The 23,372-nt window shown below is 63.8% G+C and carries 26 protein-coding genes; 9 read left to right on the plus strand and 17 right to left on the minus strand.

Features of this window, described 5'->3' with window-relative positions:
• Positions 1–29 precede the first annotated feature (29 nt).
• The 3 genes from RPF88_RS26955 to ykgO form a co-directional block, all read right to left on the minus strand.
• Positions 30–1,094 carry an alpha/beta fold hydrolase gene (locus RPF88_RS26955; protein ID WP_337123498.1) on the minus strand — a complete coding sequence of 355 codons (1,065 nt, stop codon included), beginning with the start codon at positions 1,092–1,094 and terminating at the stop codon, positions 30–32.
• A gap of 178 nt (positions 1,095–1,272) precedes the next feature.
• Complete coding sequence (locus RPF88_RS26960; protein WP_024502959.1) at positions 1,273–1,878, minus strand: tetratricopeptide repeat protein; 606 nt, start codon at positions 1,876–1,878, stop codon at positions 1,273–1,275.
• A 112-nt stretch (positions 1,879–1,990) separates the two neighbouring features.
• A complete protein-coding gene (ykgO, locus tag RPF88_RS26965; RefSeq protein WP_006203764.1) occupies positions 1,991–2,116 on the minus strand; it encodes a type B 50S ribosomal protein L36 in 126 nt (41 codons plus the stop codon).
• A gap of 241 nt (positions 2,117–2,357) precedes the next feature.
• Between ykgO and RPF88_RS26970 the strand changes: the two genes are divergently transcribed.
• Positions 2,358–2,780, plus strand: a complete 423-nt coding sequence (locus RPF88_RS26970) for a lysozyme inhibitor LprI family protein (RefSeq protein WP_013529207.1) — start codon at positions 2,358–2,360, stop codon at positions 2,778–2,780.
• 9 nt (positions 2,781–2,789) lie between these two features.
• Here the strand turns inward: RPF88_RS26970 and RPF88_RS26975 are convergent, their stop codons facing one another.
• The 9 genes from RPF88_RS26975 to RPF88_RS27015 all read right to left on the minus strand — a co-directional run bounded on the left by RPF88_RS26975 (position 2,790) and on the right by RPF88_RS27015 (position 11,465).
• The gene (locus tag RPF88_RS26975; RefSeq protein WP_337123499.1) at positions 2,790–3,866 is read right to left on the minus strand and encodes a 5-(carboxyamino)imidazole ribonucleotide synthase; all 1,077 of its coding nucleotides are present in this window, start codon (positions 3,864–3,866) and stop codon (positions 2,790–2,792) included.
• Positions 3,863–4,360, minus strand: coding sequence for a 5-(carboxyamino)imidazole ribonucleotide mutase (purE, locus tag RPF88_RS26980; protein ID WP_063169171.1), 498 nt, complete (start codon positions 4,358–4,360; stop codon positions 3,863–3,865). The genes RPF88_RS26975 and purE overlap by 4 nt, the downstream gene beginning before the upstream one ends.
• A gap of 102 nt (positions 4,361–4,462) precedes the next feature.
• Positions 4,463–5,356 carry a ribokinase gene (locus RPF88_RS26985; protein WP_275954363.1) on the minus strand — a complete coding sequence of 298 codons (894 nt, stop codon included), beginning with the start codon at positions 5,354–5,356 and terminating at the stop codon, positions 4,463–4,465.
• Positions 5,353–6,228 carry a MurR/RpiR family transcriptional regulator gene (locus tag RPF88_RS26990; protein ID WP_013529211.1) on the minus strand — a complete coding sequence of 292 codons (876 nt, stop codon included), beginning with the start codon at positions 6,226–6,228 and terminating at the stop codon, positions 5,353–5,355. The genes RPF88_RS26985 and RPF88_RS26990 overlap by 4 nt, the downstream gene beginning before the upstream one ends.
• Positions 6,225–7,193: an ABC transporter permease gene (locus tag RPF88_RS26995; RefSeq protein WP_013529212.1), complete on the minus strand. Its 969-nt coding sequence runs from the start codon at positions 7,191–7,193 to the stop codon at positions 6,225–6,227. Before RPF88_RS26995 ends, RPF88_RS26990 begins: the two co-directional genes overlap by 4 nt.
• Before the next feature lie 9 nt (positions 7,194–7,202).
• Positions 7,203–8,717 carry a sugar ABC transporter ATP-binding protein gene (locus RPF88_RS27000; protein WP_337123500.1) on the minus strand — a complete coding sequence of 505 codons (1,515 nt, stop codon included), beginning with the start codon at positions 8,715–8,717 and terminating at the stop codon, positions 7,203–7,205.
• 68 nt (positions 8,718–8,785) lie between these two features.
• Positions 8,786–9,838, minus strand: coding sequence for a sugar ABC transporter substrate-binding protein (locus RPF88_RS27005; protein ID WP_024502965.1), 1,053 nt, complete (start codon positions 9,836–9,838; stop codon positions 8,786–8,788).
• 41 nt (positions 9,839–9,879) lie between these two features.
• Positions 9,880–10,869 (minus strand): TIM barrel protein, encoded by a 990-nt coding sequence (locus RPF88_RS27010; RefSeq protein ID WP_337123501.1) that lies wholly within the window; start codon positions 10,867–10,869, stop codon positions 9,880–9,882.
• Positions 10,870–11,261: 392 nt separating this feature from the next.
• Entirely contained in the window at positions 11,262–11,465 is a 204-nt protein-coding gene (locus tag RPF88_RS27015) for a YdcH family protein (protein WP_013529216.1), read from the minus strand.
• A 239-nt stretch (positions 11,466–11,704) separates the two neighbouring features.
• Between RPF88_RS27015 and RPF88_RS27020 the strand changes: the two genes are divergently transcribed.
• From RPF88_RS27020 to RPF88_RS27040, 5 genes are all read left to right on the plus strand, one after another.
• Positions 11,705–11,884, plus strand: a complete 180-nt coding sequence (locus RPF88_RS27020) for a YdcH family protein (protein WP_013529217.1) — start codon at positions 11,705–11,707, stop codon at positions 11,882–11,884.
• A 334-nt stretch (positions 11,885–12,218) separates the two neighbouring features.
• A complete protein-coding gene (gene ispG, locus RPF88_RS27025) occupies positions 12,219–13,472 on the plus strand; it encodes a flavodoxin-dependent (E)-4-hydroxy-3-methylbut-2-enyl-diphosphate synthase (RefSeq protein WP_024502967.1) in 1,254 nt (417 codons plus the stop codon).
• A gap of 5 nt (positions 13,473–13,477) precedes the next feature.
• Entirely contained in the window at positions 13,478–14,332 is an 855-nt protein-coding gene (locus RPF88_RS27030) for a lytic transglycosylase domain-containing protein (RefSeq protein ID WP_013529219.1), read from the plus strand.
• Position 14,333: 1 nt separating this feature from the next.
• Positions 14,334–15,182, plus strand: coding sequence for a Stf0 family sulfotransferase (locus RPF88_RS27035; protein ID WP_337123502.1), 849 nt, complete (start codon positions 14,334–14,336; stop codon positions 15,180–15,182).
• Positions 15,183–15,227: 45 nt separating this feature from the next.
• Positions 15,228–15,968, plus strand: a complete 741-nt coding sequence (locus tag RPF88_RS27040) for a class I SAM-dependent methyltransferase (RefSeq protein ID WP_337123503.1) — start codon at positions 15,228–15,230, stop codon at positions 15,966–15,968.
• 26 nt (positions 15,969–15,994) lie between these two features.
• Here RPF88_RS27040 and RPF88_RS27045 read toward each other — a convergent pair whose 3' ends face one another.
• The 3 genes from RPF88_RS27045 to RPF88_RS27055 all read right to left on the minus strand — a co-directional run bounded on the left by RPF88_RS27045 (position 15,995) and on the right by RPF88_RS27055 (position 20,319).
• Positions 15,995–18,334, minus strand: a complete 2,340-nt coding sequence (locus RPF88_RS27045) for a response regulator (protein ID WP_013529222.1) — start codon at positions 18,332–18,334, stop codon at positions 15,995–15,997.
• 114 nt (positions 18,335–18,448) lie between these two features.
• Positions 18,449–19,255: a class I SAM-dependent methyltransferase gene (locus tag RPF88_RS27050; RefSeq protein ID WP_337123504.1), complete on the minus strand. Its 807-nt coding sequence runs from the start codon at positions 19,253–19,255 to the stop codon at positions 18,449–18,451.
• A gap of 146 nt (positions 19,256–19,401) precedes the next feature.
• A complete protein-coding gene (locus RPF88_RS27055) occupies positions 19,402–20,319 on the minus strand; it encodes a polyprenyl synthetase family protein (RefSeq protein WP_024502973.1) in 918 nt (305 codons plus the stop codon).
• A 222-nt stretch (positions 20,320–20,541) separates the two neighbouring features.
• On the opposite strand from RPF88_RS27055, the gene RPF88_RS27060 reads away from it, so the two are divergent.
• From RPF88_RS27060 to RPF88_RS27070, 3 genes are all read left to right on the plus strand, one after another.
• The gene (locus RPF88_RS27060) at positions 20,542–21,303 is read left to right on the plus strand and encodes a transglycosylase domain-containing protein (RefSeq protein ID WP_013529225.1); all 762 of its coding nucleotides are present in this window, start codon (positions 20,542–20,544) and stop codon (positions 21,301–21,303) included.
• A 140-nt stretch (positions 21,304–21,443) separates the two neighbouring features.
• A complete protein-coding gene (gene rpmF / locus RPF88_RS27065; protein WP_008834724.1) occupies positions 21,444–21,626 on the plus strand; it encodes a 50S ribosomal protein L32 in 183 nt (60 codons plus the stop codon).
• Between the two features lie 233 nt (positions 21,627–21,859).
• Positions 21,860–22,261, plus strand: a complete 402-nt coding sequence (locus tag RPF88_RS27070) for a hypothetical protein (protein WP_013529226.1) — start codon at positions 21,860–21,862, stop codon at positions 22,259–22,261.
• Positions 22,262–22,524: 263 nt separating this feature from the next.
• Here the strand turns inward: RPF88_RS27070 and RPF88_RS27075 are convergent, their stop codons facing one another.
• Both RPF88_RS27075 and RPF88_RS27080 read right to left on the minus strand, forming a co-directional pair.
• Positions 22,525–22,956, minus strand: coding sequence for a GlcG/HbpS family heme-binding protein (locus tag RPF88_RS27075; protein ID WP_013529227.1), 432 nt, complete (start codon positions 22,954–22,956; stop codon positions 22,525–22,527).
• 164 nt (positions 22,957–23,120) lie between these two features.
• Entirely contained in the window at positions 23,121–23,354 is a 234-nt protein-coding gene (locus tag RPF88_RS27080) for a hypothetical protein (RefSeq protein WP_013529228.1), read from the minus strand.
• Positions 23,355–23,372: the final 18 nt, after the last annotated feature.

Here is a 23,372-nt window from a genome sequence, read left to right on the forward strand (position 1 = left end):
TCGGCTCTGAACGGTTCGGGCGACCCGCTTTAGGTCGGCGCGAGTTCGGCCTGCGGTACCTTGATATCGGCGCATCTGCCGGCGCCGTAGGCGTCGCCGGCGATGCGCGCCTCCACGGTCCTGGCCATCGCCTGCAGGTCTATATTCTTGCCGGCGACCTTCTCGATGGCGCCGACGGTCAGGTCGGGCGCGATCCAGTCTGGCTTGTGACCGAGATTGTGCACCCAGACGAGTTCGGCACCGGCTATGTCGCGCGCCAGACCGACCGAATGGATATGTGCATAGACCACCTTGTCGCGATCGCCTGAAATGACCACGGTTGGCGCCTTGATCTCGTTGTAGCGCGGTGCGGCGTCGAGGGCATAGCGATAGAGCCCGGCGACATCGGTGGCGTTGGCGCGAAAGGCTTTTGGTCGCAGCACCAGCGGGATAGAGGCCATTCCGAGATAATTGTCCGGCACCTTGTTGGGCGAGAAAACGCAGGTGGTGGCGTCGGCCATCTGCAGTGTACCGGCCGGATAGGTCAGCGTTTCGGAAAACAGCCAGCCGAGCACGGGAATGGTGGTCAGATCGTAGTACCAGGCGGTTGCGCCGCCCGGCCATGGATGGGTCGCCGGTGCGAGGAAGACCAGTCCAAGTGTCTTGTCTGGATGCTCGCGGCCAAAGGCCGATGTCACCACGCCGCCGAAGGAATGGCCGACGATGACAGCCTTCCTGATGCCGAGATGGTCCATCAGTGCGGCAATGGTGTTGGCCTGCGCCGACGGGTTCTCGTTGTTGGTGCCGCGACCCGACCAGCCATGGCCTGGCCGGTCGAAGAACAGCATTTCGGCGCGGCCTTCGAGCAAGGGACGCAGCGGCATCATCTGGTCCCTGAGATTGGCGCTGGCGCCGTGGATGAAGACGATCGGCGGCAGCTCGGCGTTGGCGGGTGCCGGAACATGGACATAGTGGATGCGGGCGCCGTCGATGTCGGCGAATTCGCCGAACGGCGGATCGCGGTGCTCGATCAGCCATGAGCCGACGCGGGTGATGCCGACAAAGCCGAAGACAAGCGCCATCAGGAAGGCAAGGGCGGCGTAGATCAGGTTCATGGGGGGAGATACGGAGGTGGAGGAGGATAAGTTGTAGGGGAGTAGGGGAGTAGGGGAGTAGGGGAGTAGGGGGGTAGGGGGGTAGGGGGGTAGGGGGGTAGGGGGGTAGGGGTGTGTTCCGCGGGTGCAATCTGCCCCTACGGTCTTACTGCCCTATTCCCTTACTCCCCTAGAGCAATCAAATGCCTTCACCGGCAAGTTCCTCCGAAATCGTGCCGACCTGGTCCTGGGCGCTGCGCATCATCGGATAGATGGCCAGGACCTTTTGCCAAGCCTCGAGCGCCGATTGCTTGTGGCCGGTCAGCGCCATGATCTGCGCCAGGCCGGACAGCGCACCGAAATGGCGCGGCTCGAGCTGCAGCGTATGGTCGATGTCGGACATCGACTTGCCGTAGTTCTTCATCATGAAATGGACGGTGGCACGTCGGTTCCAGCCTTCGGCATAAGTCGGCTGCAAAGTCACCACCTGGTCGAGGAAATCGAGCGCGACGTCGAACTTCTGGCCCTCGACGGCTTTTTGCGACCATTGCATCATCAGGTCGATCGAGGCGCTGCCGGATTGCGACCACTCGCTCCAGATGTTGCCGGCGATGCGCTCAGCCGCCTTTTCGTTGCGTTCGCGTTTCAAGTCGCTGAACAGCTGATCGAGGCGGGCTTGTTTCGTCGTTGCGGCGGGCGGCGCATCCTGAGTGGACGGCGGCGCGACAGCACCATCCGCCCATGCCGGGCCATAAATGACGCCGGAAACAAGCAGGGATGTCAAAAATGCAAAAGGAATCCGCATCGCCGGACTCTAGTCCCGGGCGAGAGAACGTCAAACTGAATTTGGCGTGAAAAGGCCGGCAGACGGCGACAAGCATCAAATGGGCGGAGGCGACAGCCTCCTGCCCGAAAACTCAGCCCTGACGTGCCTTGTAGCGCGGGGCGGTCTTGTTGATGATGTAGATGCGGCCCTTGCGGCGAACCAGCTGGTTGTCGCGGTGACGCGCCTTCAGCGCCTTGAGCGAATTCTTGATCTTCATGGTCTTGCCTGTCGGTGTGGACCCGGTTGGGTCGAAATTTTAAGGCGCGCCAGAAGACGCGCCTTTGAACTGTGGGTGGCTCATAAACGAGGAGCCTTGTCCCTGTCAACCGCAAGCGTGCTCCATAGCGGCTGTGAATCATCCCTGTCATCAATTATCCGCCATGTCTGCCTTGCGGCATTGCGCGGCCCTGGGCCGGCTGGGATGATGCGGTTCGCCGTGAAATGATTTGGAGACGACTATGCGCCGGATGTTCCTGGCCGCCTGCCTTGTCCTGCTGGCGGCAGCTTCGGTTGCGCGCGCGCAGGAATGCGACCGCAGCGACGACAGCCAGCAAATGATGAACATCTGTGCCGGCGAGGACTACCAGGCGGCCGACGCCAGGCTCAACACGGCCTATCAGAACCTCATCAGCTCGGACGATGCCAACGGCAAGAGATTGCTGCAGGTGGCGCAACGCGCCTGGATCACTTTTCGCGATGCCGAGTGCGCGCATTCCACCGCCGCCAGCGAAGGCGGATCGATCCATTCGATGGAAGTTTCGCAATGCCTGACCAGATTGACCAATGACCGCGTCAAGCAGCTTGCTGCCGCGGCCAATTGCGAGGAAGGCGATGGGAGTTGCGCCAATACAGGGCAGGACGAGAGCGACGACGCGCAGTAGGCAACCTTATTAGGCGCGACGTCTGATCCGAGTGAAATGACCCATCTTGCGGCCGGGCCGCGCTTCGGCCTTGCCGTAGAGATGCAGCATCAGATCGGGCTCGGCGAGAAGCTCCGGGACGCGCAGCACATCGTCGCCGATCAGGTTTTCCATCACGCAGTCGGAATGGCGGTCCGGGCCGCCGAGCGGCAGGCCGGCGATGGCGCGGATATGCTGCTCGAATTGCGAAACGACACAGGCGGCTTCCGTCCAATGGCCGGAATTGTGCACGCGCGGCGCGATCTCGTTGGCCAGCAGCGAGCCATCGGCCAGCACGAAGAACTCGACGCCGATGACACCGACATAGTCGAGCGCCGCAAGGATCTTCGATGCGGCCGTTCGGGCTGCTTGCGCCGTCTCCGGCATAATGGCGGCCGGCAAGGTCGATGTGTGGAGAATGCCGTTGCGATGGATATTCTCGGCTGGATCGTAGGCGACAACCGCACCGTCCAGCCCACGCGCCGCGATCACCGATATCTCGCACTCGAACGGCACGAAGGACTCCAGAATCAGCGGCACATTGCCCATCGCCTCGCATGTGCCGGCAAAACCGCCGGCTTCCATGTTGCGGAAGACGCGCTGGCCCTTGCCGTCATATCCCATGCGCCGGGTCTTCAGGATGCCGCTGCCGTCGGATGCTTTCAGCGCCGCCGCCAGCTCGTCATCATTGTCGACGGCGTGGAAATCGGCGGTGGCAATGCCGATGCCGTTGAGGAATGTTTTTTCGTCCACCCGGTCCTGCGCCACTTCCAGCGCACGCGCCGGCGGATAGACCGGAACCTTGGCCGCCAGCGCGCTGGCCGCCGCGACCGGGACGTTCTCGAACTCGTAGGTGATGACGGAACTCGACGCTGCCAGTTCGGCAAGGGCGGCCGGGTCGCCATAGGCGGCTGTTATCTGCCGGTTGGCGACCTGTGCGGCCGGGCAATCCGCTTGCGGCTCCAGCACCACGGTGCGGTAGCCGAGACGGGCGGCAGCAACAGCCAGCATGCGGCCGAGCTGGCCGCCGCCAATGATACCGATGGTCGATCCGGCGGGCAGGCTCACGGCGTATCCGTCGGTTCAGCCGCGACCTTGGCAGTCTGCGCGGCGCGCCAGGCATCCAGACGGACGGCAAGGCTGTCATCGTTCAGGGCCAGCACGGCGGCGGCCAAAAGGGCTGCGTTGGCGGCTCCAGCCTTGCCTATGGCCAGCGTTCCAACGGGAATGCCGGCTGGCATCTGGACGATGGACAGCAGCGAATCCTGCCCGGAAAGCGCTTTCGATTCCACCGGCACGCCGAACACCGGCAATGGCGTCATCGCCGCCGTCATGCCGGGCAGGTGTGCTGCACCGCCGGCGCCGGCGATGATAACCTGGTAACCGGCCGCCTTGGCGCCCTTGGCGAAATCATAGAGCCGGTCCGGTGTACGATGCGCTGAGATGATCAGCCGCTTGTGCGGGATGCCAAGTGCTTCCAGCGTTTCGGCGGCATGGCGCATCGTCGCCCAGTCGGACTGGCTGCCCATGATGATGGCGACGTCGGCGCGTTGATCGTCCAAGTCCGTGTTCCCCGGCGACAAAGGCGCGCCTTAGCGGAATTCGCGCGAGGCCGCAAGGATAGGCGGCCGCTGCTGCGGTCTGGCAAGACGGAAACCAGCCGGTCAGATGCCGTCGCGCTCGGCCTCTGGCGTCGAGACCAGCAAGGCCGAAGCCGCGTTGGCGGCGGTGATGGCCGCCCGCATGGTCTGCCCACGGGCAAGTCCCGCGGCCAGCGCGCCAACGAATTCATCGCCGGCGCCATGCGTGCTGGCGACCTTGACCGGGATGGCGGACAGCGCAAAGGCCTCGCCGCTCCGACCGCAACAGGCGACGCCCTCGCCGCCCGCCGTGACGATTGCCATCGGATAGAGATCGGCCAATAGCCGTGCGGCTTGCGCGGCCCCGTCGAGTGTCTCGACCACTGCTGTGCCAGCCAGGAATTCCGCCTCGATCGCGTTGACCACCAATATGTCGACCAGGGCGATCAACGCCTCGGAGAGTTTGCGCGCGGGGGCCGCGTTGAGCACGACGCGGCCGCCCCGTGCCTTGACTGCGCGTGCGGCGGCAATGTTGGCGGCTTCCGGCACTTCGTTCTGCAGCAGGAGCACCGCCGTCTGTCCCACCACATCGGAAGCAGAGGCGCTGTCGGCATGGCCCAGTGTCAGATTGCTGCCTGAGACGATCACCGCGCCATAGTCGCCGCCTTGGTCGAAGATCGCCACGCTCATGCCGGAGCCGGCGCCAGCGGCCACCCGCACGAAGCGGCGGTCGACCTTGGCGCGATCGAGATTGGCCAGCAACGCCCGCCCGAAATCATCGTCGCCGACGGCGCCGATCATCGCCGCATACACACCGGCCCGCGCCGCCGAGACGGCCTGGTTGCCGCCCTTGCCACCGCATTTGGGGTGCCAGGCATGGCCGGTCACCGTCTCGCCCTTGCGCGGGCGGTCGGGCGCGTCGACCATAATGTCGTAATGCAGGCTGCCGAACACGGTCACCAGCGGCGTTGTCGTCATGAGCCCCGGTCTTTTCGTTTCGATGTCACCGCCGACATGGTGCGGCCGAGATTGCGCTCCGCCGCCTGATAGTCGCGCTGCGCCACCGCGACGAACAACGCGTCGAGAATGTTGAGCTGGGCAATGCGGGCCGCTGCGTTCTCGCCCATCAGCGGCGAACCCTGCGCGGTCGAGCACAGAACGATATCGGCGACGGCGGCCAGGGGCGAGTTGTCGTAATTGGTGATGGCCAGCGTGCGGGCACCGTTCTTGCGGGCCAACTGGATGGCGTCGATGACGGCCGACGTGTTGCCCGAATGCGAGAAGCCGACGGCGATGTCGTCGCCGCCGAGCAGCGAGGCCGACATCAGCATCATGTGCGAATCGTCGTAGACGGATGCGCGGATGCCGATGCGCAGGAATTTGTGCGAAACGTCGCGCGCGATCTGCGCCGAGCCGCCGACGCCATAGAAATCCCGGTTCTTGGCACGGAAGAGCAGCTCGGCGGCGCGGTCGAAATCCTCGATGTCGAGGATCGCCAGCGTCTCCTCCAGCGCCTGGATGGAGGTGCGGAACACTTTTTGTACGATCTCGGCCGAACTGTCGTCGGATGACAGTTCCTGGTGCATCTCGGCGGTCGGCAGGCGACTGTATTCATAGACGGCGGTGCGGAAGTCGCGATAGCCGGAAAAGCCGAGCTTCTTGGCGATCTTGACCACCATCGCCTCGGACACGCCGGATTCCTCGGCGATCTGCTTCAGCGGAATGCTCTCGTCGAAGCCGCGCCGGCCGAAGACGGTTTCCACCACCTTCGCCTCCAGCGGAGTGAGATGCGGCATCATCATGCGGATGCGCGGTCCTACCGCTTTCAGGTCCAGCCCGCTCAAGGTCATCCACGCCCCCTCGTCACGCGATCGATAAGCATCGCGGCGAGGATTATAAGACCAGTTGCCAGAAGCTGATAGAAGGACTGGACGTTCATCAGCGTCAAACCGTTGCGCATGGCGCCGAGGATGACGGCGCCCAGGATGGTGCCGACGACGCTGCCCTTGCCGCCCATCAGCGAGGCGCCGCCGATGGCGGCAGCCGCGATGGCGTCGAGCTCCCAGAGATTGCCGAGGATGGGTTCGGCGGCGCCCAACCGGCCGATCAGGATCTGCGCGGCAAGCGCCGCCAGCAGGCCTGAGATCATGTAGGCGGCGATCTTGGTGCGGGCAATCGGCACGCCGGCGATGTAGGCCGCCTCCTCGTTGCCGCCGACGGCGAGCAGATATTCGCCGAAGGGCGTCTTCTTCAGAACGACCCAGGCGACGACAGCCACGCAGGCGACGATGACGACCGCCAGAGGCAGTCCGAACAGCGAACCGTTGAAGACGGCGCGAAAGCCTGGGGGCAGGCCGAGGACCGGATTGCCGCCGGTGTAGATCAGCGCCAGTGCCCGATAGGTGCTGAGCGTTCCCAACGTGACGATGAAGGGCTGCAGCCCAACATGGGCGACGAGCACGCCGTTGACGAGGCCGCAGGCAAGACCAATGGCGAAGCCGGCGGCGATGGCCAGCGGAAACGGCACGCCGGCGACCATCATAGAGGCCGAGATGACGGCCGAGAGTGCCGCCGTCGGCCCGACCGACAGGTCGATGCCGCCGGAGATGATGACCAGCGTCATGCCCAGCGCCAGACAGGCATTGATGCTCGACTGCTGCAGGATGTTGATCAGGTTGCGCTCGGCGAAGAAGCCGGGCACCAGCGCGCCGAACACGGCCAGGATCACGACAAGCCCGATCAGCGTGCCGGCGTCGCGCATGGAAACACCGCGCAGGAATTCGGCCTGGGGCCGCACCAGAGTGGCATCCGACATATCCGTCACCTACTGCCTTGCCGGCTGTGCGGCCGGCGTTTGCGTTTGCGGGATGGCGTGCGCCGCGATCGCCTGTTCTGAGAGATTTGCCCTATCGAGTTCGGCGGCGATGGTGCCGTCGCGCATGACCAACACGCGGTCGGCAAGCCGGATCACCTCGGGCAGTTCGGAGGAGACGACGACCACCGCATGGCCCTCGGCGGAGAGTTCCTCGATCAGATGATAGATCTCCGCCTTGGCGCCGACATCGATGCCGCGCGTCGGCTCGTCGAACAAGAGGATGCGTGTTCCCGCCGCCAGCCAGCGGCCGATGATCGCCTTCTGCTGGTTGCCGCCGCTGAACAGGCGGATCGGCCGGTCGAGCAGGAATGGGCGCAGATTGACGCGGCTCATCTTCTCGGCCGCCACCTGCTTCAACCTGGCGTGATCGATGAGGCCGCGCGGCGCGAACACGGCCATCGAGGCCAGCGCCATATTGCTGGTGATCGAGCGCAGCGGCACGATGCCTTCGCGTTTGCGCTCCTCCGGCACCAGTCCGACGCCGGCGGCAATCGCGTCACGCGGGCTGAAGAACCGTGCCGCCTTGCCGTCGATTGCAATCGTCCCGGCCGTGGCGCGATCGGCGCCGGCCAAGAGCCGCAGCAGTTCAGTGCGGCCGGAACCGACCAGGCCGGCAATGCCCAGCACCTCGCCGCGATGCAGATCGAACGACACGTTGCGCACCTTCGTCGCCGAGGAGAGGCCACGCGCGCTCAGCATGACCTTGTTCGTGGCATGGGAATTATGCTGCTCCTGCGCCAGTTCGCGGCCGACCATCATCGCCACGACCGCTTTCTCCGACAGGTCGTTCAGATCGACGGAATCGACGACGACGCCATCGCGCATGATGGTGGCGCGCCGGCAGATGCCGAACACCTCGTCCAGCTTGTGCGAGACATAGACGACGGCGACGCCGTCGCGGGCGAGGCCGGTGATGACTTGCGCCAGCCGTTCGAATTCGCTCGGCGTCAGGCTCGATGTCGGCTCGTCCATGGCGACGATGCGGGCGCGATCGAGCAGCGCGCGGGCGATCTCGACAATCTGCCGCTGCGCCACCTTCAGGGTACCGAGGGGTGCAGCCGGATCGATGGAGGGATCGATGGCCGCAAGAGCCTCCGCAGCACGGCGCTCCTGTTCGCGCCGGGCGACGAAGATGGCGCCGCGCGTCAGCGGATGGCCTAGGAACATGTTCTGGGCGACGCTAAGGCGTGGTACCTGCTGCAATTCCTGATGGATCATGGCGATGCCCGCAGCGCGTGCGGCGACCGGGTTGGCGAGTGTAACCGGCTTGCCGTCGATGAGGACGCTTCCCGCTGTCGGCGTGTGGACGCCAGACAGGATGCGCAGCAGCGTCGACTTGCCGGCGCCATTTTCGCCGAGCAGGCCGTGGATTTCACCGGCACCTACCGAGAACGACACGCCGTCAAGCGCCCGCACGGCCGGAAACAGCTTGGAAATGCCCTGGAATTGCAGCCGGGGTGACATTGGGTTCTATCTCCGGGCAACGGTGCCGGCGGGAGCGAATTGCTCTGGCCGGCACTCGCCGATTGGCCTTACTGGCCCGCAGCCGCGTCCTCGAGCAGTGCCTTGCGCGCGCCGGCGCCGGAATAGCGGTCGGCATTGTCCTTGGTGATCAGTGCCTGGGGCGTGGCGACGACGCGGGGCAGCTTCTGTCCCGCGACGAGACGCAGAGCAGTTTCCAACGCCACTTCGCCGGTCAGCACCGGGAAACTGTCGACCGTGCCGGTCAGTTCGCCGGCCCGTATGGAGGCATAGGCGTCGGAAATGCCGTCGGTGCCGAAGACCGCAACCTTGTCCTGCAGGCCGGCGGCCTTGACTGCCTCGACGATGCCGAGCGCCATGCCGTCATTGTTGGCATAAAAGCCGATCAGGTCGGGGTGCTGCTGCAGGATGTTGGTGGCCGCATCATAGGAGGTCTGGCGGTCCCAGTTGCCGGGAACGCTGGCGACGACCTCGAACTTGCCTGCCTCGGTGATGGTCGACTTGAAGCCGTCGGTGCGCTGCACGGCGGCATAGACGCCAGCCTGGCCTTCGACGATGGCGACCTTGCCGCCATCCGGACGGTTCTTGATGAACCATTTGGCGACGCGCACGCCATTGTCGCGCTGGACATTGCCGACATAATGTTCGGCCTGCGGGATCACGGCGTCATTGACGTTGACCACCGGCACGTTGGCGGCCTTGGCTTGCTCCATGATCGGCTGCAGATTGGCATCCGTCTGCGGCGAGACGAGCAGCACGTTGTAGCCCTGCGTCACCAGGCCTTCGGCGATGGTGAGCTGGCCGAGCTGGTCGCCCTCGCTTTGCGCTGCCTGATAGACGACGGGAACGCCGACCTTGGCGCCGAATGCCGTGTAGCCCTCGCCCAGCGAGCGCCAGTATTCATTGGTCAGCGTCTTGGAGACGGCGCCTGCCTTGGTGCCTTCGGGCAGCTTGGGGAACGCGCCGAATTTGGCCTCGACCTGCGACCAGTCGATGCGGTCCTTTTCCGTGTCGGAATTGAGCGGCGCGAGGTCGGCCGAAAAGGCAGAGCCGATCGACAGCGCCATCAGTGCGGCGGTAGCAGTGGCAAGCAGAAGTTTCATTGTATTCCTCCCTTGTTGAAAACGATAATGGTGCGGATGCCTCAGCTATCCGGCCCGAGCATGATTTCCTGGATGATGGCCTGCGACGTCACCGCATCCTGGCTGTCCATGGCGGCGGACAGGCGATTGTCCTGCTCCAGCCGGTCGACGACGCGCAGCATGCGCTTGACGGTGGCGATGTTGACTTCGCACTCGCGCACCGGATCGAGCCCGGTCATGTCGGGGAACGTGTCGAAATAGATGGCGCCGGCGTAACCGTCGCGGCGAATCTGCCTGAGCAGCTCGATGGTCTGCAGCGTGTGCACCGCGCCGACCATCAGGCCGTCGTCGCGCTTGGCGTAGCCGTCGTTCAGATGCACGCCGAGCAGCTTGCTGTGGCGCGCCACCAGGGCCGCGGCAAAGGCCGGCTGTTCGTCGGCATAGAGCACATGGGCGAAATCGAGGGTGACGCCCAGATTGGGCAGGCCGACATCGCGGATCGCCAGCAAGGTCGTCGCCGCATCCGGCATCAGGCTGTAGGAGCGTGGTTCGTTCGGTTTGTACTCAAGGCTGATCTGACAGTCGGGATCATGCGCGGCTACTTCACGAATCCCATCGATTTCGTGTTGCCAAAGCGTCACATAGTCGGCCTGGAAGGCGTAGTCGAAGCCATCCTGGCCGAGCCACAGCGTCATCAGGCTGGCGCCGGCCTCACGCACGGCATCGATGCCGGCTTTGGTCAGGTCGATGGCCTCGCGGCGCACCGCCGGATCCGGATTGGTGAAGGCGCCGAGCTTGAAGGCGGGGTTGGAGTAGTAGCGCATGGCAAAGCCATTGATAGAAAGCCCGAGATCGCTCAGTTTGAGGGCGATTTCCGCAGGCTTTTCACTGACATGGTCGGGAAAGTTGAGGTCGAGATCGGTAAGCCCGCCGACCTTGGCGGCGCGCGCCGCCATCTGCAGCAGCGACGGCTTGCCGGTAAGATCAGGCCATTCGGCCTGCGGCCGCGAGGCAAAGGAATTCAGGCGCGTGGCGAAACGAGTGGCTGTCATAGTCGATCCTTCAATCGTCATGACTTCACATAAATACAAATATTTGTAAAGTTATTATTTTGGGGGCGGGCGGTGAGCTGTGTCGACGGCCGGGCTGAGCCGCGCGAAGGCGCAGGTTTCCCAGCGGCGTCGCCGGACAATCCGTCAGAACGGTGGTATCAGTGACCGGGGAGGACCGTCCTCAGCCGCCGTTTTGCGGAAGCGTGCGACGAAGCCGTCGAGTTCGAGGCGCTCCATGTGCGAGATCGCCCGGCAGGACGCGCCGTCGCGGCTAGTGCACCGGCGAAAAAGAGCCCAACGATTGACCGGCCAAAGGCACCGTCACACGACCGCGCAGGGAGATGCAGATCGCCGCTGCCTGGCGCTCGAGCGGGATCAGCACATCACATCGTTCACGCAATGATGTCGGGAATGATCTTGTCTTCCAGCGCCATCAGCCGGTCCTTGAGGAACAGCTTCTTCTTCTTCATGCGCTGGATCTGCAGCGGATCGCAGGCCATGGCGATCATCGCGTTGATGGCTGCATCGAAATCGGCGTGTTCCTGCTTCAGGCGGGAAAATTCGAGGCGAATATCGGCCTGTTCCTGATCGGACATTCTCTACCGTCTGCACGTCTGCGGCGCCCAAAGCTGGGCCTGATTGGGCGGGGCCGGGTGTTTTGTCACCGGCGTGCAGCCCATATCACATTTCACAGTGTCGTGGAATGCTACCACGGATCATTCGACATCGCCCGCGGAAGGTGACACACTGTCACCGTGCCGTCACAGAAGCGAACCTGCGGTGGACGCGCCGTGACGGTTGCAATCGAGGAAAACCATGAAAGGGAGAACCAATCATGTCTCTTGCATCCCATCTTGATGAGTTGCAGCGGAAACACGGCGACATCGAACGTGAAATCGATGACGCGATGAATCATCCATCGGTCGACGACCTCGAAATCGTGAATCTTAAGCGACGCAAGCTGGCACTCAAGGACGAGATTGAAAAACTAAGAGGAAAACCGACCACGCATTGATGCCCTCCTGACATAGCCGCCCGGTATCCGCGGCCTCTTTTCCCGGCGGCTCCCCGCCGCCGGCGTGGAGGGTTTTGATTTCCCAGCACCGGTCTGTCAGCCGAAGCTGGACTTGCACCGGCTTAATATCCGCTTCGGCCGTCGCCTGTTTCGCCAGATCATCGATTGTTTTTGGTCGTTGGCGGCGTGCCGATTCCGGCCAGTGGCGACCTGTCGCCATTGACAAGCCATCTTTGCTCCTCCACCTCATGCCCGGACCTCAGCGCATCGGCCCGGGGCGTCGTTGTGCGCCCATGCAGGACACAAGATGCTCCAGAGACAAAAGGCTGCCGGCATGACCGGATATTTTTCCTCTCCTTTCCCCCGCCGCACCTCGGTCGGCGTCGATGTCGGCGGCGTGGTCGTCGGCGGCGGCGCGCCCGTTGTCGTCCAATCGATGACCAACACCGACACGGCCGATATCGACCAGACCGTCGCGCAGGTCGCAGCACTGCACCGGGCCGGCTCCGAGATCGTGCGCATCACCGTCGATCGCGACGAGAGTGCCGCCGCCGTACCGCGCATTCATGAGCGGCTTCAGCGGCTTGGCATCAACGTGCCGCTGGTCGGCGACTTCCACTATATCGGCCACAAGCTCTTGGCCGATCACCCGGCCTGCGCCGAGGCGCTGGCCAAATATCGCATCAACCCCGGCAATGTCGGCTTCAAGGACAAGAAGGACCGGCAGTTCGCCGATATCGTCGAGATGGCGATCAGGCATGACAAGCCGGTGCGCATCGGTGTCAACTGGGGCTCGCTCGACCAGGAGCTTTTGACCCGGCTGATGGACGACAACCAGGACAAGGGTTTTCCGCTGACGGCGCAAGAGGTGATGCGCGAGGCGATCGTGCAGTCGGCCATTCTCTCGGCCGAGATGGCGGAAGAGATCGGCCTTGGCCGCGAGAAAATCATCCTGTCGGCCAAGGTCAGCGGCGTGCAGGACCTGATTGCCGTCTATGCCGAGCTCGCCACCCGCTCCAACCATGCGCTGCATCTCGGCCTGACCGAAGCCGGCATGGGCTCGAAAGGCATCGTCGCTTCGTCGGCGGCCATGGGCATCCTGCTGCAGCAAGGCATCGGCGACACCATCCGCATCTCGCTGACGCCGGAGCCGAATGGCGACCGCACGCGCGAGGTGCAGGTTTCGCAGGAATTGCTGCAGACGATGGGGTTCAGGCAGTTCGTGCCGATCGTCGCCGCGTGTCCCGGCTGCGGCCGCACGACCTCGACCGTGTTCCAGGAGCTCGCTCAGAACATCCAGGCAGATCTCAGGAAGAACATGCCGGTGTGGCGCGACAAATATCCCGGCGTCGAGAACCTCAAGGTCGCGGTGATGGGTTGCATCGTCAATGGCCCGGGCGAGTCCAAGCATGCCGATATCGGCATTTCGCTGCCCGGCACCGGCGAGACGCCGACGGCGCCTGTCTTCGTCGACGGCAAGAAGGCGGCGACGCTGCGCGGACCGTCGATCGCGGCGGATTTCGAGAAAATGGTCGCCGACTATATCGAACAGCGGTTCGGTCGCGGCGGCAAGGCCGCGGCAGAGTAGGTCAAATGCAGCGTTTCCTGTGGGCGACGCTGGTCCTGCTGTGTGGGCTAGTCTGGTCGACACTGGCTCAGGCCGATCCGCCGCAATCCGCCAAGCAACGGCTTATCGACAAGGTCTGCAACCTGATCCAGGCGCATGCCGACCAGAATGGTTTGCCCAGGGATTTCTTCGCCCGGCTGATCTGGAAGGAGAGCCGTTTCGATCCCAACGCAGTCAGTCCCGTCGGCGCCGAAGGCATTGCCCAGTTTATGCCGGGAACCGCCAAGATGCGCGGGCTTGCCAATTCCTTCGACATCAATCAGGCGATCCCGGCTTCGGCGAAATATCTCGCCGAAATGAAAACCGGCTACGGCAATCTCGGCCTGGCGGCCGCCGCCTACAATGCCGGCGAGAGCCGGGTGTCGCGCTGGCTCAGTTCCGGCGGTTTCCTGCCGATGGAAACCGAAAGCTATGTCTTCGACATCATGGGCGAACCAGCCGACAAGTTCACCGACCGAGCCTATGCCGGAAGGGTCGAACCGCTCGACGCTAAGGCGGATTTTGCCGTCGCTTGCCGAAAACTGCCGGTGATCATGTCGCGGACCGTGGCGATGGCCTCGATCAACGTAAAGCCATGGGGCATCCAGGTGGCCGGCAATTTCCGCCGCAGTGCCGCGATCAACCAGTGGCTCAGGGTAAGGAGCCGGTTCCCGGCCCTGCTCAACGGGCACGATCCCGTGGTCAGCCGGGTGCGCACGCCAATCGGCCGGCGGGGTATCTATGCGGTCAGGATCGGTGTCGACCACCGCGCCGATGCAAACGTCATCTGCCAGAAATTGCAAAGCATCGGTGGGGCATGCGTGGTGGTGCGCAACCGGTGATTTGACCCCTGCCGGCAGGGTGTTTTGTCTGAGAGAGGCATTTAAAAAAGCGACAGCCGTGACGTCGCATCCAGCAAGGATTTCAGCTATGGCGGCGGCCATCTTACCAGGAGCGACAGCCCCCACACCGAGGACCGGAAGCACGCTGCTGTGCAAGCTTCTGGCATCCACCAAGACGGCCGGCGATCCACACTCATTCTATCGGCGCCAGGACGTGGTGGAGTGGGCCGAAGAGTGGAAGCTGCCCGATCGCGCCGCGATGAGCGAGCTCGAATTCGATGCCGCGTATCTCGATGCCGCGATCGCCGCCGGTAAGGGTGGGACCGGCCTCTTCGGCCTCCGCTTGATGCGCGAAAACCTGGATGAGCTTTCGGCGATCCTCGACCGGATTTTCCCAAAACGGCCATCCGACAGAGCACGGTTCGAAAGAGCATTCGGCAATGTTCTCTACATACACCTCTCGCGGGAAGACAAGCTTGCGCAGGCTGTCTCCCTGATCAAGGCAGAGCAGACCGGTCTTTGGCATATCGCTCCCGACGGTACCGAGATCGAAAGGGTCGCACCGCCGAAAGAGCCCCAATATGATTTCGAGCGGATCAGGCGTGAGGTCGCGGAACTCGAGACCTATGATGCGGCCTGGAACATCTGGTTCGCAGCACAAGGCATATCCCCGCATCGGGTTGGCTACGAGCGCCTTTCGAGCAATCCGGCGGCGACGTTGCTAGGCATCTGCGAAGTCTTGGGCGTTCAAGCGCCGAATGCCGATGACGTGAGGCCCGGCGTTGCAAAGCTCTCCGACGACACGAGCCTCGACTGGATGCGCCGCTATCGTCTGGACGCAGCCGCCTGACGCATTGATGGGCTGCAGCTGGAAATTGGAGTATGGGCAGAGACTATGACCGACCCTATCTACAGCGATCCCGACTTCGTCCAGTTCTATGATATCGAGAACCAAAGCGGCCGTGCCGATTTTGATTACTGTATCGGTCTTGCCGTAAATCGCGGCTCGGTCCTCGATCTCGGCTGTGGCACTGGCCAACTGGCTGCCGAACTTGCCGATGGGCATAATGTCACTGGCGTTGACCCGGCATCGGCGATGCTCGACGTGGCGCGGCGCAGGGCCGGCGGCGACAGGGTCGACTGGGTCGAGGCCGACGCGCGAACTGTTCGGCTCGGGCGGCGTTTCGACCTGGTCCTGCTCACCGGGCATGCGTTCCAGGTTTTCCTGACAGGCGAGGATCAGATGGCCGTGCTGGGCACCATCGCCGAGCATCTCGCTCCCGGCGGGCTCTTCATTTTCGACACACGAAATCCCGCCGAGGAGGAATGGCTGGAATGGACACCGCAGCGCTCCGAACGGGCAGTTACGCATCCCGACCTCGGCACGGTCAAAGCCTGGTATGATGCCGAACACGATGCCGCTACCGGCATCGTCACCTACTCGACCTTCTATGACATTCCGGGCGGTAGACCTGTTCTGGGCGCCGAATCCAAGATCGCGTTCCCCAAGAAGGAAGATCTTGCGGGGATGCTGGACGAGACTGGCCTGTTGGTCGAGCAGTGGCTGGGTGACTGGCAGGGCACACCTTATGGTGTGACCTCGCCGGAAATCATCCCGATCGGCCGGTTGCGCTGATCCGGCCTGACCAATAGGGCCGGCTTTTACGCCGTCTTGGCCACCACGGTCTCGCTGAGCCAGGTGCCGATCTTGGTGCCCAGTCGGTCGGGCGAAACGGGCTTCGGCAGATAGTCGTCCATGCCCGATTCGATGCACTTGTCGCGATCGCCCTTCAGCGCATGCGCGGTGACGCCGATGATCGGAATGTGGGTGCCCGTCGAGGTCTCCATGGCCCGGATCGCGCGGGTCGCTTCGTAGCCATTCATCTCCGGCATCGAGACGTCCATCAGGATCAGCTTGGGGCGCAGCGCCCGGTACATCTCGACCGCCGTGCGGCCGTTGCCGGCGATGCGGTAGCTCAAGCCCAAGCCATTGAGGATCTGGCCGAAGACCAGCTGGTTCACGTCGTTGTCCTCGGCAATCAGGATGTCGATCGGTCCGTTCGGCGTGGTTGTCGATTCCGGTGCTGCCGCGACTGGCAGCGCCGGGCCGCGGATGACGGTAAAGGCGGGCGGCGCTGCCGGGGGAGCCTGGACGATCGGTTCGCGGACAAACTGCGCCTTGCCGACCTGCGAACGGGCCTTCTGCACGACCGAAATAACGGTGCCGAGCAGGACCGCGGAGCGCGCCGGCTTCGTCAAATGCGCGGCAATGCCGAAGTCGATGATCATCTTGCCGAAATCGACCTGGTCGACCGAGGTCAGCAACACCACCGGGATGGAGGACAGCCGGCTGTCGGAAGCAATTGCCCTGGCGACGTCGGCGCCGTTCATGCCGGGCATCTGGTAGTCGAGGATGATGCAGTCGACGGCGGCGCCCAACTGAAAGGCGCGATCGAGGAAGGCCAGGCCGACGGCGCCGCTTTCGGCGGCGGCACAGTCGAAGCTCCAGCTTCTGAGCTGCTCGAGCAGGATTTCGCGGTTGACCGGATTGTCATCGATGACCAGCACGCGCGCGCCGGTGACGTCGACCGGCACGATCTCGTCGCGCGCCGCGGCCTGATGCGCGGGCAGCGGCACCGCGAACCAGAACACCGAGCCGCGGCCGATCTCGCTCTCGACGCCGATCTTGCCTGCCATCAGGTCGACGAGGCGTGCTGCGATGGCCAAGCCCAGCCCCGTGCCCTCGTGACGGCGGGTGGACGAGCCGTCGACCTGCGCGAATTTTTCGAACACGTTCTGCAGTTTCTCGGCCGGTATGCCGATGCCGGTGTCCTCGACGCGGATCTTGAGCTGGACCACGTCGTTGACGATCTCGCCGCCGACGTCGATCAGCACGTGACCCTTCTCGGTGAACTTCACTGCGTTGCCGAGCAGGTTGGTGATGATCTGCCGGAACCGGCCGGCGTCGCCGACGACATGGGCCGGCAGGCGCGGATCGACGCGCACGATCAGTTCGAGGTTCTTTTCGGCGACGCGCGCCGAGACCAGCGTCGCCACGTCCTCGACCGCTTCGGAAAGGCGGAAGGGAGCAGGGTCGAGGGTGAGCTGGCCAGCATTGATCTTGGAGAAGTCGAGGATGTCGTTGATGATGGTGAGCAGCGCGTTGCCGGACTTCACGATAACGTCGGTGAAGGTCTTTTGGCGTGGGGTCAGATCGGTCTTGGCCAGCAGTTCGGCCATACCGAGCACACCGTTCATCGGCGTGCGGATTTCGTGGCTCATATTGGCCAGGAATTCCGATTTGGCGCGGTCGGCGGCCTCGGCCTTGAACAGGGATTCGGCGGATTCGGCAAAGGCGCGGCGGATCGCCACTTCCATCGGGCGGAAGATCCAGAAGGCGACGATGGCAAGGGCCGCGAACAGGATGCCGCTGGCCCACAACAACAGCCTGTCGCTGGAGGCATCGGCCAGATGGCGCTCATCATCCATGGCGGTGCGGACGCGAACCAGCATGGGTTGGGCGAACAGGTCATTCTGGTTGCGGATTTCGCGATAGCTCCACTCATCGACCTTCTGCGCCACCGACATCAGGTTGAAATTGCGCACCATGTCGCGCGGCGACCAGAACAGATCGCCGTTAACTGAAGCGGATTGGAGTTCGTCGACGGTCTTGATCGACAGCCGCGGCTTGATCGCCGCAAGCTGGGCGGTCAGCGTCTCGATCTCGCCGGTCAGGCGCTCCGAATGGCCGCGCGCCGATGTGGTCAGGGCATCGCGTGTCTCCGCCCGCCAGGCGGTGCCGGTCGTCTCGGCAAAGCTGGTCGCGTTGCGCAGGTCTCGGGTGAAGATGACGAGATTGCTGCTCAGCGCATCGATGTCGCGGCGAAAGGAATTGACGCGATCAAGCGCAATCACGATGCCGGCGGAAGCCAGCGCGAAGATCAGCAACCCTGAAATATAGCGGATCCGGACCGACCGGATGAAGGACGAATATTCAGGCATGCGCAACCCCAACACATACGCACCATTTTAATGGCCGGGATTACGCTTCATTTACATTAAAATTTCGTTCGTTCGGGCAGGCGAGCCGTGCGAGCCGCCGGATGGACAGCGCGCCTAGGCCGCGTCCACGACGAGGGCGCGGATGCGGCCACTCACCGGGCCTTCCCCGAACCGTTTCCCAAGGGCATTCGCCACGTATCGCGTCACCTCCTCCAGCGAGCCACCGCGCGCCTCGATCTCGGCCCGCAGGGGCGTGCCCTGGCAATAGGCCGTGGCCGCCTCATATGGCGAGGAAGTGGCGCTGACGGCATCCAGCGGCTCTATGGTGATGTTACGGAAGCCGACGGCATGCAGGTCAGCGCGGATGACGTCCGCATCGTGATAGCCATGCGGTGTCCTTGCCATGAAGCGAGGCGGATCGGCCGGGAAAAAATGGCCGAGCGCACGCGTCACCTCATCGGCAAACTCGTTCTCTTCGATGGCACCCCAGACGTTGAACAGGAAGTGTCCGCCCAGCCGCATCACGCGCCGAACTTGCCCGTAGGCGCCCACCCGATCGGGGAAGAACATCGCGCCAAACTGGCAGGCCACGGTGTCGAACTGTGCGTCCTCGAAGGGCAGCGCCTGAGCATCGGCCTGCTGCCAGGTGATGCGAGGATCGTCCACCATCCGCGTGCGTGCGTGGTCGAGCATGGGCTGGTTGAGGTCGGTGACCACGATGCGCGCTTGCGCCGGCAGCTTTGCTGCGAGCGCACGTGTCACCACACCGGTGCCCGCCGCCACTTCGAGCACCGATTGCGGCCCGAGCTTCGACACCCGCTCCGCCAGATCCCGCGCATATGGCTCGAAGATCAGCGGCACCATCGCCCGGTCGTAGATCTCGGGAATGGAACCGCTGAACAGCTTGTCGGTGGTCGACATGGCATCCTCCAACTCTTATCCGCACCGCGTGCTTGCCGTGCGGATGTCAATCCTCTGCCTCGGCAGGCTTCCGCTCAAGTTCTATTTCAGAACCGGCCGGCGGGGACGTGCGTGCAATCAGCTCGATGTTCCGGCTGGCACCAACCTTAGCTGTTACGCGCCGCCACGAATGTCGCCGCTTCTTTCAGCAACTGGGCATCGTCGCCATAGGGCTCAAGCAGCGCATGCGCCTGTTGGACGAGGCCGTGCAGCTGGCCGCGTGCCCAATTTGCACCATGCAAGGCCACCAGCGTCGCCTTGCCGGCGGCGGCGTCCTTGCCGGTCGCCTTGCCCATCTGGCTGGCGTCGGCGGTCAAATCGAGCAGGTCGTCGGCAAGCTGGAAGGCAAGACCGATCGCCGAGCCGAATTCGGCCAGCCGCTCGCGGTCATCGGCCGGGGCGCCGGCGATGAGGGCGCCTGCCTCGCAGGCGAAACGGATCAGCGCGCCGGTCTTCATCGCCTGCAGCCGGATGATGCCGGCCTCGTCCGGCGGCGTCTGTTCGGCTTCGAGATCGAGCTTCTGGCCGCCGACCATGCCGCCTGCTCCGGCGGCGCGGGCAAGCGCCAGCACCAGGGCTGCCCGCCGCTCCGCCGGCAGCGCGGTCGACTCGCCGGCAATGATGTCGAAGGCCAGCGTCAGCAGGGCGTCGCCGGCCAGGATCGCGGTTGCCTCGTCGAAGGCCTTGTGCACGGTCGGCTGGCCGCGACGCAGGTCGTCGTCGTCCATGGCGGGCAGATCGTCGTGGATCAGCGAATAGCAATGCACGCATTCAAGTGCGGCGGCGACACGCAGTGCCGCCTCGCCGTCGGCGGAAAAAAGGGCGGCACTTTCCATGACCAGGAAGGGCCGCAGGCGCTTGCCGCCGTTCAGCACGCCATGGCGCATCGCCGCCATCAGCCGGTCCGGCCGGGCGATCTCGCCCGAAAGCGCGCGGTCGTCGAGCAGTCGCCGCAGCAGCACCTCGACGGCGGCTGCCCGCCTGATCAGCGCCATTTCGAACGCCATTTGGTCGTCATTCGTCATGGCCGGGACCGGTAGCCGACACTCAGACGTTGCGCAAGAAGGCAAGCGCCATTATGCCGGAGCAGTATGAGCCCGTTCGGAAACTCTACTCCTGCGGTCATCTGAGGGCGTTTTCTGCGCTTCCGGTGCTTGCGTACTCTAATGTACGCTCCGCTCCGGTTCTCGAAAACACCGTCACATGACTCACAGGAGCGCGTTTCAAAACGAGCTCTCTGGCACGGGTTGGGCGGCTTGGCGGAACCGATCGTCGATCATGAAACCGAAAAGCTGGACATGGCGACGAGATCGCGGGGCGTAAACCGCCGTGGTCTCAAGCGCTGGGTCCGGCGCGGCATCGTCGTGGCCGCGGTGCTGGCCTTGATTCCGGTCGTGCTGACATTTCTGTACCTGCCGTTCTTCGTGCATCCTGTCTCGACGCTGATGCTGAAGGACCTGGCGACCTTCTCCGGTTACGACCGCCGCTGGGTGTCGATCGATGACGTGTCGCCGGTGCTGGCCAATTCCGTCATCATGTCGGAGGACGGGCAGTTCTGCTTTCATCGTGGCGTCGATCTCGGCGAGCTGAGAGGCGTCGTCGACGATGCGCTGGCCGGCGAAGCGACGCGCGGCGCCTCGACCATCACCATGCAGACGGTCAAGAACCTGTATCTCTGGTCGCGGCCGCTGGGCTCGGTGCGCAAGGTGGTCGAATTGCCGCTGGCCGTCTATTTCGATGCGGTGATGTCGAAACGGCGCATCATGGAAATCTATCTCAACATCGCCGAGTGGGGGCCGGGCATCTACGGCATCGAGGCCGCGGCACAGCACCATTTCGGCGTCTCGGCAAAACAGCTGTCGCGACGGCAGGCCGCCCTGCTTGCGGTCTCTTTGCCAAATCCGATCGCCCGCAATCCGGCCAAGCCCGGGCCTGGCCTGAGGCGGCTTGCCAATCTGATCGAGCGGCGAGCCGGCCGCTCGGGCGCCTATGTCGGTTGTCTCCGCTAGCCGATCCAAAAAAATTCGCGCCAGTGCTGGCCAAAACGGCACAGGGCGTGTATAGGCACCCGACTTTCTCAGATTTAGGCCCCGACATGGCCCTTTCACGAGGGCGGGCGGGGCTTTTGACCATGTAGTGGAGCATATCCATGGCCGTTCCGAAACGTAAAACATCTCCGTCCAAGCGCGGCATGCGCCGCTCGGCCGACGCCCTCAAGGCCCCGACCTATGTCGAGGACAAGAATTCCGGCGAAATGCGCCGTCCGCACCATATCGACCTGAAGACCGGCATGTATCGCGGTCGCCAGGTGTTGACGCCCAAGGAAAGCTGAGACCAGCCTTCCAAAGGTTTGAATTCCAAAAGGACCGGCCAGTGGCCGGTCCTTTTGCGTTTGGGGGGCGGGGTAGCGCGCATCTCGACGGGTGGGCGGCAATCGTTGCAGGCAACCGGCTGACATTGTTGTTGCGTGCGGTCTTCGACCGTGTTCAACGCTGCCATCGAAACATCTTGACGGCGTGCCTGTGGCGCATTCTACAAAGGATTGCCCCCACATGGAGACGCCAGATGTTCGGTGCCATTCCGCTGCTGATCGTGCCTTTCGTGCTCTACAATCTCGGACTGCTGGGAATATTCGGCAGCGGTGACGATCCGTGGGCAAGCGAGGTCTTCTCATTCAGCATGATGTCGGGTGGCGTGTTCTCGATGACGCTTGGCGATCTGATGGTGCTGATCGGGCTGATCTTTCTGTTCCTCGAAATGGCGAAGTCGGTGCGCACCACCAATGCCTCGATCATGGACCATCTTCTGTCGACGCTGGTCTTCGTGGCCTTCCTGGTCGAGTTCCTGCTGGTGAAGGGTGCGGCCCATTCCGTCTTCTTCACGCTGATGGTCATCGCGCTGTTCGACGTGCTGGCCGGATTCGCGGTGTCGATGCGGTCGGCCAGCCGGGACATCAATTTGAATTAGGTCCCCCGGCGCGGAGGGCGGAAGTTTGACGGGCGCTTGCGCTGACAGTTGGCGCAAACGCCCATACGTCGTCATCCCAGGGCGTAGCAAGGAGCGTAGCGACGCGGCGCAGACCCCAGGGTCCAAGCCGCGACACGTGAGCGTTTCAGCGGTCCAGAATTCTGCTCCGCTGCACTCTACGGCTGATGTTACGGAATGGATCCTCGGGTCTGCGCGACGGAGCCTCGCTCCTGCTCCGCCCGTGGATGACGAAGTTCCCGACCTCACCCCGGATCGGCGGTGAAACCGGCGGCCTCGATGCCGGCGATTGCCGCGGCTTCGTCATTGTCCGACGTGTCGCCTGAAATGCCGACGGCGCCGATGATGGCACCGGCCTTGTCGCGGATCAGCACGCCGCCGACGACCGGCAGCACGCGCCCGCCCGAGACGTCCGAGATGCCGGCGACGAGATGCGGGCGCTCCTTGGCGAAGGCCTCGACTTTGCGCGAGCCCATGCCGATGGCGAGCGCACCATAGGCCTTGCCGGCCGACATTTGCGGACGCAGGAACGAGGCGCCGTCCTGGCGCTGGAAGGCGACCAGATGCCCGCCGGCGTCGAGCACCGAGACGCCGAGCGGCTTGAGCTTGAGATCGGAGCCCTTGGCAAAGGCGGTTTCGATGATTTGCCTGGCTTTTTCGAGCGGCAGTGCGGTCATGGCGGTCTCCTGTTTGAAACGCGTCGATCATCGATCGTCGGCGGGCGAGATAACATCCCCGTTCCGGTTGAAATTGCTTCGCGTGAAAAGGCAGGATGGAAAGCAGCCTTCGCCCGCTCATCCGGATAAGCGTTGCCGCTTGTATGGCTCCAGACGTGGCTGGGCTACTTCTTCTTGGCGCGGGCCGGTTTCTTGGCGGGTTCCGCCGGCGCGTTGGCGAGGTCTTCCGCTTCCTTGGCGAGACGCAGTGCCCGCAGCTTGTTGGTCTTGGCCTGGCGAGCATCGCTCTCGGCGGCGTATTCGGCCATCGCCTTCTGGCGGACGGTTGCCGCCTCTTCCTGCTTCTTGAAGCGCAGGTCGGCGCGTGCGCGGGCAGCATCCCGAGAGTTCTCAACCAAGACCTTATCCAATCCCGT

The sequence above is a fragment of the Mesorhizobium sp. ISC11 genome (assembly GCF_037162595.1).
Classification (GTDB): Bacteria; Pseudomonadota; Alphaproteobacteria; order Rhizobiales; family Rhizobiaceae; genus Mesorhizobium; species Mesorhizobium ciceri.